Here is a 17,964-nt window from a genome sequence, read left to right as displayed (position 1 = left end):
TCATGACGACAGCTCGGCGCCGTACGGCGGCTCCGCACCGGCCCTCGTGCAGGTGAGGGCCGCCGCGCGGGCCGCGAAGGACAGCGCCTCGCGCCAGGCGGGCCCGCCGATCCGGGCGGGCCCGTCCAGCGCGCCCGGCAGCGCCGCGAGGCGGTGCAGCAGCGCGGCGTTCACCGTGTCCCCGGCCCCGATCGTGTCGGCGACCGTCACACGGGGCGCGGGCACGGCGATCCGCTCACCGGAGCGCGTGTGGACGGCCAGCCCCTCGCCGCCGTGCGTGACCACCACCGCGGCCGGGCCGGCCGCCAGCCACTCCTCCGGGGAGCCGCCCAGCCAGCGGGCGTCCTCGGCGGAGAGCTTCAGCACCGACACGTACGGCAGCCAGGAGCGGAAGCGCGCCCGGTAGGCGTCCGCGTCGGGGATCAGCCCCGGGCGCACGTTGGGGTCGAGCAGGGTGAAGACCCCGCGCTCCGCCTCGCGCCGCAGCAGGGCCTCGTACGCGCTCGCCCCCGGCTCCAGCACCAGCGAGCAGGTGCCCAGGCACAGCGCCCGCGCGGTGCCCGGCAGCGGCCCGGGCAGCTCGAAGAGCCGGTCGGCGGTGCCCTGGGCGTGGAAGCCGTAGCCCGCGGAGCCGTCCGCGCCGATGTCGGCGACCGCCAGCGTCGTCGGCTCGGGCCCCCGCTGCACCAGCGAGGTGTCCACCCCCGCGGCCCGCAGGCCGGCCAGCAGCGCCTCCCCGAAGCCGTCCGTGGAGACCCGCGAGCAGAACGCGGCCGGCGCCCCCAGCCGCCCCAGCGCGACGGCGGTGTTGTACGGCCCGCCGCCGCGCCGCGGCAGCAGGGCCGGCAGCTCCCCGGCGGGGTCCCCGTCCGGCGCCTTGCCGTCCGGTACGAGGTCGATCAGGGCTTCTCCGGCTACGACGATCACGACGCGGGTCCTCTCTGGCCGTGGCTCCTGCGGCTCAGCCTGCCAGGCGGAGGGGCGGTCCCGGGCGCCGGGTAAGGTCGACGATCGGCAGTTCACCGTGAGTCCAGCGCTGGAGCCCCCCATGACCACCCCCTCGTGCCCGCCGAGCCCCGCCGAGCCCCCTTGCGCGTCGCGGCGCACCGTGCTGCGGGGTGCCGCGCTCGCGGGCGTCGCCGGGCTGGGTGCCGTCGCCTGCGACGGCAAGACGGGTCCCAAGGCGTCCGCCACGCCCACCGCTCCGGTGGACCTCGGCGCGGCGGACGGCGTGCCCGTCGGCCAGGCGCGGCTCTTCCGCGAGGAGCGGCTGGTCGTCGCGCAGACCGCTCCGGGCGAGTACAAGGCCTTCAGCGCGGTGTGCACGCACGCGGGCTGCGTGGCCGACAAGGTCGAGAACGGCAAGGTCCGCTGCCCCTGTCACGGCAGCGAGTTCGACGCGAACACCGGCAAGGTCCTCCAGGGCCCGGCCGGCGCCCCGCTGCCGGCCGTGCCGGTCAAGGCGGTCGGCGGCAAGCTGATCGCGGGCCCCGAAGCCTGAGCCACCGCCGGGACGCCCCGCCTCAGGACCAGTCCCAGGCGATCCCCACGATCCCCGGCCGCACGGTCTGCTCCACCAGGTGCACCATCCGGTGGCGCCCCGCGAGCGTCAGCTCCTGCTGCCCGCCGCGGGGCGCGCCCGCCGAGGTGCGGGTGAAGCGCAGGCAGTGCGCGGGCAGCTCGGAGGCGTCGAAGCGGACCTGCAGGACGTACTGCCCGCCCGCGAAGCTGAAGCCGCGCACGTACTCGCTGCTGGGCCCCGCGGTGCCGTCCTCGAAGCCGTAGCCGAAGACGTACGTGTCCCCGGCCCGCAGCCGGGTGTCGAAGAGCAGCTCCGCGACGAGCACGCCGGCCGTCGTGTGCCACCGCACCCGGCCGACGCGGCAGTTCTCGTTCGCCCGCACGGCCACCCGGCCGGGGTCGCAGCCCCGGTCCCCGTGGTGGATGGCGAGGTAGCGGTCCACGCCGTCGCGGTGGGCGCGCACGACGTGGTGGGAGTCGCGCCCCTGCAGCTCCCGGCCGGCGCCTATGCGGACCCGCTCCAGATGGCACACGGTGTGCAGGCCGCCGTCGGAGGGGGAACCCAGGTCGGCCAGGAGCCCATGCAGGGCGCGGGACTCCTCGACCAGGGAGCGGTACGAGCGCGCGGCGGGCCGCTCGGCGCCGGTGGGCGGGGAGGCCGGCTCCAGCAGCCGGGTCAGGGAGTGGGCGGGCAGCTCCAGGAGCTCCTCCAGCGCCCGCACCGCCCGGAGCGACTCCGCCCGCTGCGGCCGGCGCGCGCCCTGCTGCCAGTAGCTGAGGCTCGTCACGCCGACGTGCACGCCGCGCTGCGCGAGCCGGTGCTGCACCCGGTGCAGCGCGAGCCCCCGGGCGCTCAGCGCGGTCCGCAGCGCCACGTGGAAGGGCCCGGTGCGCAGCGCGAGGGCCAGTTCGGCCTCGGTCGCGTCGCCGTCCGCGCGTCTGCGTGCCATCCGTCCCACCCCTGCGCCTCTGTGAATATTCACCAGCGGTGAATGCGGCGGGGGCCGCCGGACCGCTGTGATCCTCATGGCCGGGCAGCGGACGTTCACATCCGGTACGCCTCGTTCACACCGTCGGCTCACCGAGCATTGAAGCCGGTTGACCATTCACTGACAACTCCCTGATGCTCCTGACCAGCGTCCGGACGCGCCTCCATCACCACCCCCCGCCTCGGGAGGAACGTCCATGTCCCGTGCATCGGCACAACTGAACAAGCCCGGAAGGGTCCGTATATGCGGCAGACGGCTGTCCACCGCAGCCGCCGTGGCCGCCGCCCTGCTCCTCGCCGTCCCCACCACGGCGTCCGCGGCAGGCGGCGACCAGCCCTCCCTGCGCGCCTCGAAGAAGCTCGGCATCACCATGCAGGCCCAGCAGAAGAGCAATTGGTGCTGGGCCGCCTCCGGCAACACCATCGCCACCTGGCTGGGGCGCAACTACACCCAGAACCAGTTCTGCAACGCCGCCTTCCGCCGCCAGATGGGCTCGGAGTGCCCCAACAACCAGGCCACGCTGGGCAATGTGCAGACCGCCCTGCAGTGGGCCGGCATCAACCCCGGTTCGTACGTGAGCGGATGGCTGCGCTACCCGACCGTGCAGAACGAGGTCAGCGCCGACAGGCCGATAGAGACGCGCATCCAGTGGTCCTCCGGCGGCGGCCACATGCACGTCATCTACGGCTACGACGACGCGAACCAGTTCGTCTACTGGGGCGACCCGTGGCCCTCCAGCAACCGCTACAACTGGGCGTCCCACAGCTGGTACGTCAACAACAACAACTTCTCCTGGACCCACTCGCTCTACCGGATCGGGGCGTGAGGTCATGACCGACCGGATGCACCAGCAGCAGTACGCCCGCAGGAACGCGGCCCGTGCGGCGGCCGCCGGCGCGCTCACCGCCGCCCTCCTCGGCCTCGCCCCCCTCGCGCACGCCGCCACGCCGGCGCCTCCCGCGGCCCCCACCGCCGCCGGAGTCTCCGCCGCGCACGAAGCGGCCGCCTCCTCCTCGACCCTCGGGACGCTGTCCCGCTTCTTCGCCCGCGACGGTGCGGTCGCCGCGGCGAAGGCGCAGCCGAGGATCGAAGGCGCCACCGTGCCCGTCTACACGCTCTCCCCGGAGTTCGTGGCGGGCAAGGACGGCGCCCCCGTCGCCACGCTCGACTACCTCGCCAGCAAGGCCGTCTCGTCCGACGGGCAGAAGGCGTCGGTGTGGACGGCGCGCACCGGCGGCGACTGGAAGGTCGTCAACATCGCCACCGGGGACGACGAGACGCGCTACGCCGCCGAGGGGGAGCGGAAGCTCGGCGGCGGCACCGTCTTCCGTGAGCCGCAGATCGACGCCTGGTACGTCCAGCGCGGCGACAAGGTCCTGCCGCTGGACGCCGACGCCGTCCGTGCCGTCGGCGCGCAGGGCACTACGCTCGACGGCTACCGCGCCCGCGTCCACAAGGCGTACGGCGACAAGCTGCCCGGCTCCGCGTACGCGAAGGACGGCCGGGCGGGCGGCTACGGCCCGCAGCAGGCCGCGCCCGCCGGGGAGCAGGCGGCCCCGGCGCCGCAGGACGGTTCCGGCCCGCTGAGCACCACCTCCGCCGCGGCCGCCGGCGGTGCGGCCCTGCTCCTCGGCGCGGGTGCGGTGGCGGCGCGGCGCAGGCTCCGGCGCCGCTGACCGCGCCCCGGGCCGGCCTCCGGGCCGGCCCCCTCCGGCTCCGTCCCCGGCAGCCACCCCCCGCCGGGGCCGGAGCCGGTCCCTCCGCAGGCGGACGCGGATTGTCACTGCCCGCAAGTAGGGTGTGTGACATGGCCGACCCCAGCAGCTACCGACCCAAGCCGGGACAGATCCCCGACTCGCCGGGGGTCTACAGGTTCCGTGACGAACACGGCCGGGTGATCTACGTCGGGAAGGCGAAGAGCCTGCGCCAGCGGCTCTCCTCGTACTTCCAGGACCTTGCCGGCCTGCACACGCGCACCCGCACGATGGTGACCACGGCCGCCTCCGTCGAGTGGACCGTGGTCTCCACCGAGGTCGAGGCGCTCCAGCTGGAGTACACCTGGATCAAGGAGTACGACCCCCGCTTCAACGTCAAGTACCGCGACGACAAGAGCTATCCCTCCCTCGCCGTGACCATGGGCGAGGAGTTCCCGCGCGTCCAGGTCATGCGCGGTCCCAAGAAGAAGGGCGTGCGCTACTTCGGCCCGTACGCCCACGCCTGGGCCATCCGCGAGACCGTCGACCTGATGCTGCGCGTCTTCCCCGTGCGCACCTGCTCCGCCGGGGTGTTCAAGCGCTCGGCCCAGATCGGCCGCCCCTGCCTGCTGGGGTACATCGGCAAGTGCTCCGCCCCCTGCGTCGGCCGCGTCAGCGCGGAGGAGCACCGCGAACTGGCCGAGGAGTTCTGCGACTTCATGGCCGGCCGCACCGGTGCCTACCTGCGCCGCCTGGAGCAGCAGATGCACGAGGCCGCCGAGGAGATGGAGTACGAGAAGGCCGCCCGCCTGCGGGACGACATAGAAGCCCTCCGGCGCGCCCTGGAGAAGAACGCCGTCGTCCTCGCCGACGCCACCGACGCCGACCTGATCGCCGTCGCCGAGGACGAGCTGGAGGCCGCGGTGCAGATCTTCCACGTGCGTGGCGGCCGGGTGCGCGGCCAGCGCGGCTGGGTGACCGACAAGGTGGAGGCCGTCGACACGGCCGGCCTCGTCGAGCACGCCCTGCAGCAGCTCTACGGGGAGGAGCGCGGCGACGCCGTGCCCAAGGAGGTCCTGGTCCCGGCCCTGCCGGAGCCGGTCGAGCCCGTCGCCCAGTGGCTGGGCGAGCGCCGCGGCTCCCGGGTCGACCTGCGCATCCCCCAGCGCGGCGACAAGAAGGACCTGATGGCCACGGTCCAGCGCAACGCCCAGCAGGCCCTCGTCCTGCACAAGACCAAGCGCGCCTCCGACCTGACCACCCGCTCCCGGGCGCTGGAGGAGATCGCCGAGGCCCTGGAGCTGGATTCGGCGCCGCTGCGCATCGAGTGCTTCGACATCTCCCACCTCCAGGGCCAGGACGTGGTGGCGTCGATGGTCGTCTTCGAGGACGGCCTGGCGCGCAAGAGCGAGTACCGCCGCTTCCAGATCAAGTCGTTCGAGGGCCAGGACGACGTCCGGTCGATGCACGAGGTGATCGGCCGCAGGTTCCGCCGCTATCTGCAGGAGAAGCAGAAGGCGGGGGAGTGGTCCGAGGAGAACGCGGTCGAGGAGGAGAACGGCCGCACCGAGGAGGGGCGCGCCGTGGACGTCCTCGCCGGGGACGTCCGCGCGGGGGAGGCCCGCACCGAGGACGGGCGCCCCAAGCGCTTCGCCTACCCGCCGCAGCTCGTCGTCGTCGACGGCGGGCAGCCGCAGGTGGCGGCCGCCCGGAGGGCGCTGGACGAGCTCGGCATCGAGGACGTGGCGGTCTGCGGCCTGGCCAAGCGCCTGGAGGAGGTCTGGCTGCCCGGCGAGGACGACCCCGTCGTGCTGCCCCGCACCAGCGAGGGCCTCTACCTCCTGCAGCGCGTGCGCGACGAGGCCCACCGCTTCGCCATCGCCTACCAGCGCAGCAAACGCACCAGGACGCTGCGGGCCGGGCCGCTCGACGAGGTCCCCGGCCTGGGCGAGACCCGCAAGAAGGCGCTGCTCAGGCACTTCGGCTCGGTCAAGCGGCTGCGCGCCGCCACGGTCGAGCAGATCTGCGAGACGCCGGGCATCGGCCGCAAGACCGCGGAGACGATCGCCGCCGCGCTCGCGGCGGCCGCCCCGCCCGCCCCCGCCGTGAACACGGCCACAGGCGAGATCATGGAAGAGGCGGGGGAATGATGGGGCACGCAGTATGGAAGACGGGGCCGCACCCGCGGCACCGTCGGTGAGACGGGGGTAGGCAGTATGACCGGGACCGAGCGAGACGGAGCACAGGTGAGTACGGGCACGACGGCGGATGCGACCGGCGAGGGCACGGCCATCCCCGAACTGGTGATCATCTCCGGCATGTCGGGGGCGGGCCGCAGCACCGCCGCCAAGTGTCTGGAGGACCTCGGCTGGTTCGTCGTGGACAACCTGCCGCCCGCCCTGATCCCCACCATGGTGGACCTCGGCGCCCGCTCCCAGGGCAACGTGGCCAGGATCGCCGTGGTCGTGGACGTGCGCGGCCGGCGCTTCTTCGACAACCTCCGCGAGTCCCTGGCCGACCTGGCCGCCAAGAAGGTCAAGCGGCGCGTGATCTTCCTGGAGGCCTCCGACGACGCCCTGGTGCGCCGCTTCGAGTCCGTGCGCCGCCCGCACCCCCTCCAGGGCTCCGGGCGCATCGTCGACGGCATCGCCGCCGAGCGGGACCTGCTGCGCGAGCTGCGCGGCGACGCCGACCTGGTGATCGACACCTCCAGCCTCAACGTCCACGAGCTGCGCGCCAAGATGGACGCCCAGTTCGCCGGCGAGGAGGAGCCGGAGCTGCGGGCCACCGTCATGTCCTTCGGCTACAAGTACGGCCTGCCCGTCGACGCCGACCTCGTGGTGGACTGCCGCTTCCTGCCCAACCCGCACTGGGTGCCGGAGCTGCGCCCCTTCACGGGCCTCAACGAGGAGGTCTCGGGCTACGTCTTCAACCAGCCCGGCGCCAAGGAGTTCCTCGACCGCTACACCGAGCTCCTCCAGCTCATCGCCGCGGGCTACCGCCGCGAGGGCAAGCGCTACGTGACCATCGCGGTCGGCTGCACCGGCGGCAAGCACCGCTCCGTCGCCATGTCCGAGAAGCTCGCCCACCGCCTGGTCTCCGAGGGTGTGGAGACCGTCGTCGTGCACCGGGACATGGGGCGCGAGTGACCGGCCGCACGTCCCGGCTCCGCCGGGTGCGCCGCCTCGTCCCCGGACGGGCCACCCGGGGGCCCGAGGGTCGTGCGAAGCGCGGCGCCCAGCCCAAGGTCGTCGCCCTCGGCGGCGGCCACGGCCTGTCCGCCTCGCTCACCGCCCTGCGCCGGATCACCGGCGACCTCACCGCCGTCGTCACCGTCGCCGACGACGGCGGCTCCAGCGGCCGGCTCCGCGACGAGCTGGGCGTCCTGCCCCCCGGTGACCTGCGCAAGGCCCTCGCGGCCCTGTGCGGCGACGACGACTGGGGCCAGACCTGGGCCCGGGTGATCAAGCACCGCTTCACCAGCGAGGGCGATCTGCACGACCACGCCGTCGGCAATCTGCTGATCGTCGCCCTGTGGGAGCAGCTCGGCGACCCCGTGCAGGCCCTCGACCTGGTCGGCAAGCTGCTGGGCGCGCACGGCCGGGTGCTGCCCATGTCCGCCGTGCCGCTGGAGCTGCAGGCCCTCGTGCGGGGGCACGACCCCGCCGAGCCCGGCGCCCTCAGCACCGTCCGCGGCCAGGCCACGGTGGCGCTGACCCCGGGCGAGGTGCAGTCCGTGCACGTCGTGCCGGAGGATCCGCCCGCCGTGCCGGAGGCGGTCGCCGCCGTCCTCGACGCGGACTGGGTGGTGCTCGGCCCCGGCTCCTGGTTCTCCTCCGTCATCCCGCACCTGCTCGTCCCCGAGCTGCTGGAAGCCCTGCAGGAGACCAAGGCCCGCCGGGTGCTGTCGTTGAATCTCGCACCACAACCGGGTGAAACCGATGGCTTCTCCCCGCAGCGTCATTTGGAGGTTTTGGCCCGACACGCCCCTAAACTCGCCCTGGACGTGGTGCTGGCCGACGAGGCCGCCGTGCCCGACCGCGAGAGCCTCACCGATGCCGCGAAGCGGCTCGGGGCCGCGGTCGAGCTGGCGCCGGTCGCCGCGCCCGACGGCTCCCCGACCCATGACCCGGAGCTGTTGGCCGCCGCGTACGACCGTATTTTTCGGATGCATGGAAGGATCGGCCCATGGCGATGACGGCAGCGGTGAAGGATGAAATCTCCCGGCTCCCCGTCACCCGCACCTGCTGCCGGAAAGCGGAGGTCTCGGCGATCCTGCGGTTCGCGGGCGGTCTGCACCTGGTCAGCGGGCGCATCGTGATCGAGGCGGAGCTGGACACCGGGATCGCCGCCCGGCGGCTGCGCAAGGACATCCTGGAGATCTTCGGACACGCCTCCGACCTGGTGGTGATGGCCCCCGGCGGGCTGCGCCGCGGCAGCCGGTACGTGGTGCGGGTGGTCGCGGGTGGTGACCAGCTGGCGCGCCAGACCGGCCTGGTCGACGGCCGCGGCCGGCCGATCCGCGGGCTGCCCCCGCAGGTCGTCTCCGGGGCCACCTGCGACGCGGAGGCCGCCTGGCGGGGCGCCTTCCTCGCCCACGGCTCGCTCACCGAGCCCGGCCGCTCCTCCTCCCTGGAGGTGACCTGCCCCGGGCCCGAGGCGGCGCTGGCGCTGGTCGGCGCGGCTCGCCGGCTGCAGATCGCGGCCAAGGCGCGCGAGGTGCGCGGCGTCGACCGCGTGGTCGTCCGCGACGGCGATGCGATCGGCGCCCTGCTGACCCGCCTGGGCGCGCACGAGTCCGTGCTGGCCTGGGAGGAGCGCCGGATGCGCCGCGAGGTGCGGGCCACGGCCAACCGCCTCGCCAACTTCGACGACGCCAACCTGCGCCGCTCGGCCCGGGCCGCCGTCGCGGCGGGCGCCCGGGTGCAGCGGGCCCTGGAGATCCTCGGCGAGGAGGTGCCCGAGCACCTCGCGGCCGCCGGCCGGCTGCGCATGGAGCACAAGCAGGCCTCCCTGGAGGAGCTGGGCGCCCTGGCCGACCCGCCGCTGACCAAGGACGCCGTCGCCGGCCGCATCCGGCGCCTGCTCGCCATGGCCGACAAGCGCGCCCAGGACCTCGGCATCCCCGGCACCGAATCCAACCTCTCGGACCTTTCGGACCTCTCGGAGGAGATGGCGGAGGGCATGGCGGGCTGACGCCCCGCACACCGGTACATCGAGCCACCCCGCGCCGTGCAGGGCGCCGGAGTGGCTCTTTCTGCATCATTGACATGATCATGCAGTCTCTCCACTCTGGCGTCCGTGCACTGACGTGGCAGACAACAGCAAGGGGGGCTCATGAGACGCAGGGCGAGATCAGTCCTCGCGGCGGTTTCGCTGCTCTTGGGCGGGGTGGCCGCGGCACCCTTCGCCCACGCACAACCCGGCGCCGCGGCGGCGGCGCGGGACGGCGACGGCGCACCGGCCGTCTGGACCGCCCGCATCACCGCCGGCCAGGTGCCGCTGCTCCTCGCGGCCGGCGTCGACGGCCACGAGCTGGCCGAGCGCCCGACCGGGACCAAGGCCGCCGCGGTCGAGCTCCACCTGACCGGCGAACAGGCCCGCGAGCTGCGCGACCGGGGAGTCGACCTCACCGAGAAGCGGATACCGCAGCGGACCAAGGAACGCCTCAGGGCCGCGGGCGACGGCGTCTTCCGCCCGTACAGCGGCAAGAACGGCCTCCGGCAGGAGCTCCTGGACACCGCGAAGGCCCACCCCGGCCTCACCAAGGTCGTGAGCATCGGCAAGACCGTCCGCGGCCAGGACATCCTCGCCCTGAAGCTGAGCAAGGACGCCCGCACCGCGCCCGACGGCCGCAAGCCCGCCGTGCTGTACATGTCCAACCAGCACGCCCGGGAGTGGATCACCCCGGAGATGACCCGGCGGCTGCTCCACCACTACCTCGACGCCTACGGCAAGGACGCCCGCGTCACCGACGTCGTGGACCGCGCCGAACTGTGGTTCGTCCCGTCCGCCAACCCCGACGGCTACGACTACACCTTCCAGAGCCCGGACACCCGCCTGTGGCGCAAGAACCTGCGCGACAACAACGGCGACGGGAAGATCACCCCGGGCGACGGCGTCGACCTCAACCGCAACTTCCCCTTCAAGTGGGGCTACGACAACGAGGGTTCCTCGCCGCGCCCGGGCTCCGAGACCTATCGCGGCACGGCCCCCGCCTCCGAGCCGGAGACGCAGGCGATCGACGCCTTCGAGAAGGCGCACCGCTTCAGCTACGCCGTCAACTACCACTCGGCCGCCGAGCTGCTGCTCTACGGCGTCGGCTGGCAGGTCGCCACGCCCACCCCGGACGACGTCCTCTACAAGGCGCTGGCCGGCACGCCGGAGAAGCCCGCGGTCCCGGGCTACCACCCGCAGCTCTCCTCCGAGCTCTACACGACCAACGGCGAGGCCGACGGGCATGCGGCGAACGTCAACGGGACGATGATGTTCACCCCCGAGATGTCGACCTGCCGCACCGCGTCGAAGGCCGACCCGGACGACCGCTGGAACCCGGACGACTGCCCCTCGTCCTTCAGCTTCCCCGACGACGAGAAGCTGATCCAGCAGGAGTTCGTCAAGAACGTCCCCTTCGCGCTGTCCGTCGCCGAGACCGCCGTCAACCGCGAAGGCGCCGACCGGCCCCGCTCCGTCGTGGGCCTGTCCGCCCCCGACTTCACCCCCGACGCCTTCACCACCTCCTACGCGCTCGGCGACGAGCAGGAGGTCTCCGTCACCGCCCGCAGGAGCCTGCGCGACCTGCGCCTCAACTACCGCATCGACGGCGGGCGTACGCACACCGCCCCGCTGGAGGAGTGGAAGGGCGGCGACCGCTACGGCGGGCAGGACAGCATCCGCTTCGCCGAGTACCGCGCCTACGTCGAGGGCGCCGAGCCCGGCTCCGGCGTCCGGGTCTGGTACACCGGCCGGACGCGCGACGGCAGGGCCGCCGCCAGCGAACCCTTCACCTACACCGTGGCGGACCGCCCCGAGGCCGACACCCTGGTGATCGCCGACGAGGGCGGGCCCGGAGCCGCCCGGCACACCGCCGCCTACACCGCGGCGCTGGCCTCGGCCGGCCGTGACGCCGCCGTGTGGGACGTGGCCACGCAGGGCGCTCCGCACGCGCTCGGCGTGCTGGGCCACTTCAAGAGCGTCGTGTGGTACTCCGCCGGCAACCGGCCCGGCGGGGCCACGCTGACGGCCGTGCGGGACTTCGTCAACGAGGGCGGCAAGCTCGTCGCCGCGGGCAGGCAGGCGGGCGGCTACGGCGTCGTCGGCCCCGCCGAGACGAACGACTTCAGCCAGTACTACCTGGGCGCGGGCAGCCGCCTGCAGCACCCCGCCCCGGCACGTTTCACCGGCTCCGGCGCGCTCGCCGGCGTCAGCGTGCGCCTCGGCGACGCCCCCGGGGACAAGCTGGACGCCGCGGGCTCGTTCGCCCCCGTCTCCGACGAGCTGCCGCCGGCCGGCTTCCCGCAGTTCCGCAGCGCGGCCGCGGGCGACTACACGGCGGCGGGCGGGGCGGCCGCGGGGCACCCGGACGGCGCAACGGGCGCCCGCTGCACCGAACCGGACGTCACGCTCCGTGACAGCACTTGCGCCGCGGCGGCGGACGCGCGCCGGGCGGCGGCCGTCTCGACGGCCGGCACGGTGCTCCTGGGCTTCGGTCTGCAGCACGTCCCGGACCCCGCCGAAAGGTCCGCGCTCATTAGTGCAGCCCTGCGCTCTGTCAAGGGGTGAAGCCGCTTCAGAGGCCCAGTGACGCCAATGTCACGTCCCCCCCTTCTTAGAGGTAGGGTCGGGGTTGGTCGGGGACATCCCAAAACAGCCCGCCGGCGGACAGTCCGGCACACCAACGAGGAGATCGGTTCGTGACGATCCGCGTAGGCATCAACGGCTTTGGCCGTATCGGTCGTAACTACTTCCGCGCGCTCCTGGAGCAGGGTGCGGACATTCAGGTAGTCGGTGTCAACGACCTGACCGACAACGCCACCCTGGTGCACCTGCTGAAGTACGACAGCATCCTCGGTCGCCTCAAGCAGGACGTCAGCCACACCGACGACACGATCACTGTCGGCGACATGACGTTCAAGACGATGGCCGAGCGCGACCCGGCGAACCTCCCCTGGGGCGAGCTCGGCGCCGACATCGTCATCGAGTCCACGGGCATCTTCACCAAGCGCGAGGACGCCGCCAAGCACCTCGCCGCCGGCGCGAAGAAGGTCCTCATCTCGGCTCCGGCCAAGAACGAGGACATCACCATCGTGATGGGCGTCAACCAGGACAAGTACGACGCGGCCAACCACGACGTCATCTCCAACGCCTCCTGCACCACCAACTGCGTGGCGCCGATGGCCAAGGTCCTCGACGAGACCTTCGGCATCGTCAAGGGCATGATGACGACGGTCCACGCGTACACCAACGACCAGCGCATCCTGGACTTCCCGCACTCCGACCTGCGTCGCGCCCGCGCCGCCGCGGAGAACATCATCCCGACCTCGACGGGTGCCGCCAAGGCCACCGCCCTGGTCCTCCCGCAGCTGAAGGGCAAGCTGGACGGCATCGCCATGCGCGTCCCGGTCCCGACCGGCTCGGTCACCGACCTCGTCCTGGAGCTCGACCGCGAGACCACCAAGGAAGAGATCAACGCCGCCTTCCAGAAGGCCGCCGAGGGCCAGCTCAAGGGCATCCTCGAGTACACCGAGGACCCGATCGTCTCCTCGGACATCGTCAACTGGCCGGCCTCCTGCACCTTCGACTCGCAGCTGACGATGGTCCAGGGCAAGCAGGTCAAGGTCGTCGGCTGGTACGACAACGAGTGGGGCTACTCCAACCGCCTGGTGGACCTGACCGTCTTCGTCGGCGGCCAGCTCTGATCTCTCTGCCCGCTGGTCGTACGATCACAGGCATCGGGATGTAGGGGACGGGGCTCGTACGACGCGATGACGCGTCGTACGAGCCCCGTCTCATGACTGTCCCCCAGCTACCGCTGGGAGGGGCCCCCACCCGACTGGACGGGGAGCTCCCACCTACGGACGTACCGGAGTCACCGCATGAAGACGATCGACGAACTCATCCAGGACGGCGTCGAGGGCAAGCGGATCTTCGTCCGCGCCGACCTCAACGTGCCGCTCGCCGGCACCACCATCACGGACGACGGCCGCATCCGCGCCGTCGCCCCGACGATTGCCAAGCTCGCCGCCGCGGGCGCCAAGGTGATCGTCGCCTCCCACCTGGGCCGTCCCAAGGGCGCCCCGGACCCCCAGTTCTCCCTCGCCCCCGCCGCCGCGCGGCTCGGCGAGATCCTGGGCAAGCAGGTCTCGTTCGCCACCGACACGGTCGGCGACAGCGCGAAGGCCACCGTCGCCGCACTGGCGAACGGCGAGGTCACGCTGCTGGAGAACCTCCGCTTCAACGCGGGCGAGACCAGCAAGGACGACGCGGAGCGCGGCGCGTTCGCCGACGCCCTCGCGTCCCTGGCCGACCTGTACGTGGGCGACGGCTTCGGTGCCGTGCACCGCAAGCACGCCTCGGTCTTCGACCTCCCGGCGCGCCTGCCGCACGCCGCCGGCGACCTGATCGCCACCGAGGTCGGCGTCCTGAAGAAGCTCACCGAGGACGTCGCGCGCCCCTACGTGGTGGTGCTCGGCGGCGCCAAGGTCTCCGACAAGCTGGGCGTCATCGACAACCTGCTGGAGAAGGCCGACCGCATCCTCATCGGCGGCGGCATGTCGTACACCTTCCTCAAGGCCAAGGGCCACGAGGTCGGCATCTCGCTGCTGCAGGAGGACCAGATCCCGGTCTGCCTGGAGTACCTGGCCCGTGCCGAGAAGCGCGGCGTGGAGTTCGTCCTCCCCGTCGACGTCCTGGTCTCGGCCGACTTCCCGGACCTGAAGACCAAGGCCCCGGCCAACCCGGAGCTCGTCGCCTCGGACGCCATCCCGGCGGACAAGGAGGGCCTGGACATCGGCCCGAAGACGCGCGAGCTCTACGCCTCGAAGCTCGCCGACGCCGGCACCGTCTTCTGGAACGGCCCGATGGGCGTCTTCGAGCACCCCGACTACGCCAACGGCACCAAGGCCGTTGCCCAGGGCCTGCTGGACTGCGACGGCTTCACCGTCGTGGGCGGCGGCGACTCGGCCGCGGCCGTGCGCACCCTGGGCTTCGACGAGAATGCTTTCGGCCACATTTCGACCGGCGGCGGCGCCAGCCTCGAGTACCTCGAGGGCAAGACGCTCCCCGGCCTCGCCGCACTGGAGGACTGAACCACTGTGAGTGCACGTACCCCGCTGATGGCGGGCAACTGGAAGATGAACCTCAACCACCTCGAGGCCATCGCGCACGTCCAGAAGCTCGCCTTCGCGCTCGCCGACAAGGACTACGAGGGCACCGAGGTCGCCGTCCTGGTGCCCTTCACCGACCTCCGCTCGGTGCAGACGCTGGTCGACGGCGACAAGCTGAAGATCAAGTACGGCGCCCAGGACGTCTCGGCGTTCGACTCCGGCGCGTACACCGGTGAGATCTCCGGCGCCATGCTCGCCAAGCTCAAGTGCACCTACGTGGCGATCGGGCACTCCGAGCGCCGCCAGTACCACGGCGAGACCGACGAGATCTGCAACGCCAAGGTCAAGGCCGCCTACCGGCACGGGCTCACCCCGATCCTGTGCGTCGGCGAGGGCCTGGACGTCCGCAAGGCCGGCGGCCAGGTCGCGCACAGCCTCGCGCAGCTCGACGGCGCCCTGAAGGACGTCCCGGCCGAGCAGGCGGAGAGCATCGTCGTCGCCTACGAGCCCGTGTGGGCCATCGGCACCGGCGAGGTCGCCACGCCCGAGGACGCCCAGGAGGTCTGCGGTGCCCTCCGCGGCCGCCTCGCCGAGCTCTACGGCCGTGAGGTCGCCGACAAGATCCGCATCCAGTACGGCGGCTCCGTCAAGTCCGGCAACATCGCCGCGATCATGGCGCAGCCCGACGTCGACGGCGCGCTGATCGGCGGCGCCGCGCTGGACGTGGACGACTTCGTCAAGATCGTTCGCTTCCGCGACCAGTAGCAGCGCTATGACGAGGACTGCTCCTCGTCGTACCCTGTCGGGGCCGGGACCGGCGTTTTCGCGCCGCCCCGGCCCTCACCATCGACGTCCGAGAGAGTTGGTCCAGCCGTGGTCATGGGGTTCTCGATCGCCCTCATCATCTTCAGCGTGCTGATGATGATGCTGGTGCTCATGCACAAGGGGAAGGGCGGCGGCCTGTCCGATATGTTCGGCGGCGGCATGCAGTCCTCCGTCGGCGGGTCCTCCGTCGCCGAGCGGAACCTCGACCGCATCACCGTGGTCATCGGTCTGCTCTGGTTCGCGTGCATCGTCGCGCTCGGCCTGCTGATGAAGCTCGATAGCTGACGTACCGTCGTGAACGCGGCCTATCATTGGGTCGCGTCCTCACGGCCGGGCTGTAACTCCTGCCACTGGACGCGCGTTGGGCCTTACGTAGACTGGGGCGCCCGCAGCGGAACCATCGGTTCAGATGATCCGCAGCACCATTACGCAGGGAGTTACGACCGTGGCAAGTGGCAACGCGATCCGGGGAAGCCGGGTCGGAGCGGGGCCGATGGGTGAGGCCGAGCGGGGCGAGTCCGCGCCGCGCCTCCGCATCTCCTTCTGGTGCTCTAACGGGCACGAGACGCAGCCGAGCTTCGCCAGCGACGCACAGGTACCGGACACCTGGGACTGCCCGCGCTGCGGCTTCCCGGCCGGCCAGGACCGGGACAATCCGCCGGACCCGCCGCGCACCGAGCCGTACAAGACGCATCTCGCGTACGTCCGGGAACGGCGCAGCGACGCCGACGGCGAAGCCATCCTCGCGGAGGCGCTCGCCAAGCTCCGCGGAGAGATCTGACACGCGGCGACATCTCAAGGAAGCGGCACCCCTCGTGGGTGCCGTTTCGTCTTGCGCTCGAACCGACCGCAGATCAATTAGGTTGGAGGGCGGCGGGGCAGTTACGAGAATGAATGGGCTGATGTCCGAGATGAACGCAGAGGACCGCACCAGGCTGGACCGGACCCCGGAGTGGAACGCTCTGGCCAAGCACCGGGACGAACTGGGGGAGGTGCAGCTGCGCGAGCTCTTCGCGGACGATCCGCGACGCGCCGAGAAGTACGCGCTCACCGTCGGCGACCTCCATCTGGACTACTCCAAGCACCTCGTCACGGACGAGACCCTGCGCCTGCTGCGCGAGCTGGCGGCCGCCGCGGACGTGGCCGGGCTGCGCGACGCCATGTTCCGCGGCGAGAAGATCAACACCACCGAGGGCCGCGCGGTGCTGCACACCGCGCTGCGCGCCCCGGAGTCCGCCGTCGTCAAGGTCGACGGCGAGAACGTGGTCCCGGCGGTCCACGCCGTGCTGCGCAAGATGCAGGTCTTCACCGACCGCGTGCGCAGCGGCGACTGGAAGGGCCACACCGGAAAGCCCGTCAAGAACGTCGTCAACATCGGCATCGGCGGCTCCGACCTCGGTCCGGCGATGGCCTACGAGGCACTGCGCGCCTACACCGCCCGCGACCTGACGTTCCGTTTCGTCTCCAACGTGGACGGCGCGGACCTGCACGAGGCCGTGCGCGACCTGGACGCCGCCGAGACGCTCTTCATCGTCGCCTCCAAGACCTTCACGACGGTCGAGACCATCACCAACGCCACCTCCGCGCGCAACTGGCTCCTGGACCGCCTGGGCGCCGGCGAGGAGGCCGTCGCCAAGCACTTCGTGGCCCTGTCGACGAACGAGGAGAAGGTCTCCGAGTTCGGCATCGACACGGCCAACATGTTCGAGTTCTGGGACTGGGTCGGCGGCCGCTACTCCTACGACTCGGCCATCGGGCTCTCCCTGATGCTCGCCGTCGGCCCGGACCACTTCCGCGAGATGCTCGCCGGCTTCCACCTCGTCGACGAGCACTTCCGCACCGCCCCGCCGGAGGAGAACGCACCGCTGCTCCTCGGCCTCCTCGGCATCTGGTACGGCAACTTCCACGACGCGCAGTCGCACGCCGTGCTGCCCTACAGCCACTACCTGTCGAAGTTCGCGGCCTACCTGCAGCAGCTGGACATGGAGTCCAACGGCAAGTCCGTCGACCGCGAGGGACGGCCCGTCAACTGGCAGACCGGGCCCGTCGTGTGGGGCACGCCCGGCACCAACGGCCAGCACGCGTATTACCAGTTGATCCACCAGGGCACGAAGCTGATCCCCGCGGACCTCATCGGCTTCGCCAAGCCCGTCGACGACCTGGAGCCGGGGCTGGTGGCCCAGCACGACCTGCTGATGGCGAACCTGTTCGCCCAGGGGCAGGCGCTGGCCTTCGGCAAGACGCCGGAGGAGGTCGCGGCGGAGGGCGTGCCGGCCGAGCTCGTCGCGCACAAGACCTTCCGGGGCAACCGCCCCACCACCACGATCCTCGCGGGCGAGCTGACGCCGTCCGTGCTCGGTCAGCTCATCGCGCTGTACGAGCACAAGGTCTTCGTCCAGGGCGCGATCTGGAACATCGACTCCTTCGACCAGTGGGGCGTCGAGCTCGGCAAGGTCCTCGCGAAGCGGGTGGAGCCGGCGCTCACGTCCGGTGCGGAGGTTCCGGGGCTGGACGCGTCGACGGCGGCGCTGGTTTCGCGTTACCGCGAGCTGCGGGGCCGCTAGGCGCGGGGCCGCTGGGCGCGTAGCCCGGCGGTGCCTGCCCCCAAGA

General features: G+C 72.1%; 15 protein-coding genes and 1 pseudogene. 14 read left to right on the top strand and 2 right to left on the bottom strand.

Annotation, left to right across the window (positions count from 1 at the left end; all coding sequences use genetic code 11):
* Positions 1-927, bottom strand: a complete 927-nt coding sequence (locus NQU55_RS17355) for a carbohydrate kinase family protein (RefSeq protein WP_256790807.1) — start codon at positions 925-927, stop codon at positions 1-3.
* Between the two features lie 121 nt (positions 928-1,048).
* On the opposite strand from NQU55_RS17355, the gene NQU55_RS17350 reads away from it, so the two are divergent.
* On the top strand, positions 1,049-1,501 hold the full coding sequence (locus NQU55_RS17350; protein WP_256790806.1) for a Rieske (2Fe-2S) protein: 453 nt from the start codon (positions 1,049-1,051) through the stop codon (positions 1,499-1,501).
* A 22-nt stretch (positions 1,502-1,523) separates the two neighbouring features.
* Here NQU55_RS17350 and NQU55_RS17345 read toward each other — a convergent pair whose 3' ends face one another.
* Positions 1,524-2,471 (bottom strand): hypothetical protein, encoded by a 948-nt coding sequence (locus NQU55_RS17345; RefSeq protein ID WP_256790805.1) that lies wholly within the window; start codon positions 2,469-2,471, stop codon positions 1,524-1,526.
* 235 nt (positions 2,472-2,706) lie between these two features.
* Here NQU55_RS17345 and NQU55_RS17340 point away from each other — a divergent pair, with 235 nt between their 5' ends.
* The 13 genes and pseudogenes from NQU55_RS17340 to pgi all read left to right on the top strand — a co-directional run bounded on the left by NQU55_RS17340 (position 2,707) and on the right by pgi (position 17,918).
* Complete coding sequence (locus NQU55_RS17340; RefSeq protein ID WP_256790804.1) at positions 2,707-3,336, top strand: papain-like cysteine protease family protein; 630 nt, start codon at positions 2,707-2,709, stop codon at positions 3,334-3,336.
* Between the two features lie 4 nt (positions 3,337-3,340).
* Positions 3,341-4,186, top strand: coding sequence for a hypothetical protein (locus tag NQU55_RS17335; protein ID WP_256790803.1), 846 nt, complete (start codon positions 3,341-3,343; stop codon positions 4,184-4,186).
* 131 nt (positions 4,187-4,317) lie between these two features.
* A complete protein-coding gene (uvrC, locus tag NQU55_RS17330; protein ID WP_256790802.1) occupies positions 4,318-6,354 on the top strand; it encodes an excinuclease ABC subunit UvrC in 2,037 nt (678 codons plus the stop codon).
* Between the two features lie 66 nt (positions 6,355-6,420).
* Entirely contained in the window at positions 6,421-7,353 is a 933-nt protein-coding gene (gene rapZ / locus NQU55_RS17325) for an RNase adapter RapZ (protein WP_179080431.1), read from the top strand.
* Complete coding sequence (locus NQU55_RS17320; RefSeq protein ID WP_168094521.1) at positions 7,350-8,402, top strand: gluconeogenesis factor YvcK family protein; 1,053 nt, start codon at positions 7,350-7,352, stop codon at positions 8,400-8,402. Before rapZ ends, NQU55_RS17320 begins: the two co-directional genes overlap by 4 nt.
* Positions 8,393-9,400 (top strand): DNA-binding protein WhiA, encoded by a 1,008-nt coding sequence (gene whiA / locus NQU55_RS17315; protein ID WP_030366605.1) that lies wholly within the window; start codon positions 8,393-8,395, stop codon positions 9,398-9,400. Before NQU55_RS17320 ends, whiA begins: the two co-directional genes overlap by 10 nt.
* Positions 9,401-9,541: 141 nt before the next feature.
* Positions 9,542-11,761: pseudogene (locus NQU55_RS17310) on the top strand (M14 family metallopeptidase); the annotation flags it as partial.
* 356 nt (positions 11,762-12,117) lie between these two features.
* A complete protein-coding gene (gene gap / locus NQU55_RS17305; RefSeq protein ID WP_168094519.1) occupies positions 12,118-13,122 on the top strand; it encodes a type I glyceraldehyde-3-phosphate dehydrogenase in 1,005 nt (334 codons plus the stop codon).
* A gap of 177 nt (positions 13,123-13,299) precedes the next feature.
* Positions 13,300-14,511 carry a phosphoglycerate kinase gene (locus NQU55_RS17300; RefSeq protein WP_256790801.1) on the top strand — a complete coding sequence of 404 codons (1,212 nt, stop codon included), beginning with the start codon at positions 13,300-13,302 and terminating at the stop codon, positions 14,509-14,511.
* A gap of 6 nt (positions 14,512-14,517) precedes the next feature.
* A complete protein-coding gene (gene tpiA, locus NQU55_RS17295; RefSeq protein WP_168095179.1) occupies positions 14,518-15,294 on the top strand; it encodes a triose-phosphate isomerase in 777 nt (258 codons plus the stop codon).
* 114 nt (positions 15,295-15,408) lie between these two features.
* Entirely contained in the window at positions 15,409-15,639 is a 231-nt protein-coding gene (gene secG, locus NQU55_RS17290) for a preprotein translocase subunit SecG (RefSeq protein ID WP_168095178.1), read from the top strand.
* A gap of 160 nt (positions 15,640-15,799) precedes the next feature.
* The gene (locus NQU55_RS17285; protein WP_003957010.1) at positions 15,800-16,135 is read left to right on the top strand and encodes an RNA polymerase-binding protein RbpA; all 336 of its coding nucleotides are present in this window, start codon (positions 15,800-15,802) and stop codon (positions 16,133-16,135) included.
* Between the two features lie 130 nt (positions 16,136-16,265).
* On the top strand, positions 16,266-17,918 hold the full coding sequence (gene pgi / locus NQU55_RS17280; RefSeq protein ID WP_168095181.1) for a glucose-6-phosphate isomerase: 1,653 nt from the start codon (positions 16,266-16,268) through the stop codon (positions 17,916-17,918).
* Positions 17,919-17,964 lie beyond the last annotated feature (46 nt).

Origin of the sequence: Streptomyces telluris, assembly GCF_024519335.1 — a bacterium.
Classification (GTDB): domain Bacteria; phylum Actinomycetota; class Actinomycetes; order Streptomycetales; family Streptomycetaceae; genus Streptomyces; species Streptomyces telluris.
Note: the sequence above shows the minus strand (reverse complement) of the source record. Positions and strands in the feature narration are given on the sequence as shown.

What these genes read in the sequence shown, in the direction of transcription:
- NQU55_RS17350 (WP_256790806.1), top strand. Translation starts at nt 1,049, where the DNA reads ATGACCACCCCCTCGTGCCCGCCGAGCCCCGCCGAGCCCCCTTGCGCG.
- NQU55_RS17345 (WP_256790805.1), bottom strand. Translation starts at nt 2,471, where the DNA reads ATGGCACGCAGACGCGCGGACGGCGACGCGACCGAGGCCGAACTGGCC.
- NQU55_RS17340 (WP_256790804.1), top strand. Translation starts at nt 2,707, where the DNA reads ATGTCCCGTGCATCGGCACAACTGAACAAGCCCGGAAGGGTCCGTATA.
- NQU55_RS17335 (WP_256790803.1), top strand. Translation starts at nt 3,341, where the DNA reads ATGACCGACCGGATGCACCAGCAGCAGTACGCCCGCAGGAACGCGGCC.
- uvrC (WP_256790802.1), top strand. Translation starts at nt 4,318, where the DNA reads ATGGCCGACCCCAGCAGCTACCGACCCAAGCCGGGACAGATCCCCGAC.
- rapZ (WP_179080431.1), top strand. Translation starts at nt 6,421, where the DNA reads ATGACCGGGACCGAGCGAGACGGAGCACAGGTGAGTACGGGCACGACG.
- whiA (WP_030366605.1), top strand. Translation starts at nt 8,393, where the DNA reads ATGGCGATGACGGCAGCGGTGAAGGATGAAATCTCCCGGCTCCCCGTC.
- NQU55_RS17300 (WP_256790801.1), top strand. Translation starts at nt 13,300, where the DNA reads ATGAAGACGATCGACGAACTCATCCAGGACGGCGTCGAGGGCAAGCGG.
- secG (WP_168095178.1), top strand. Translation starts at nt 15,409, where the DNA reads ATGGGGTTCTCGATCGCCCTCATCATCTTCAGCGTGCTGATGATGATG.
- pgi (WP_168095181.1), top strand. Translation starts at nt 16,266, where the DNA reads ATGAACGCAGAGGACCGCACCAGGCTGGACCGGACCCCGGAGTGGAAC.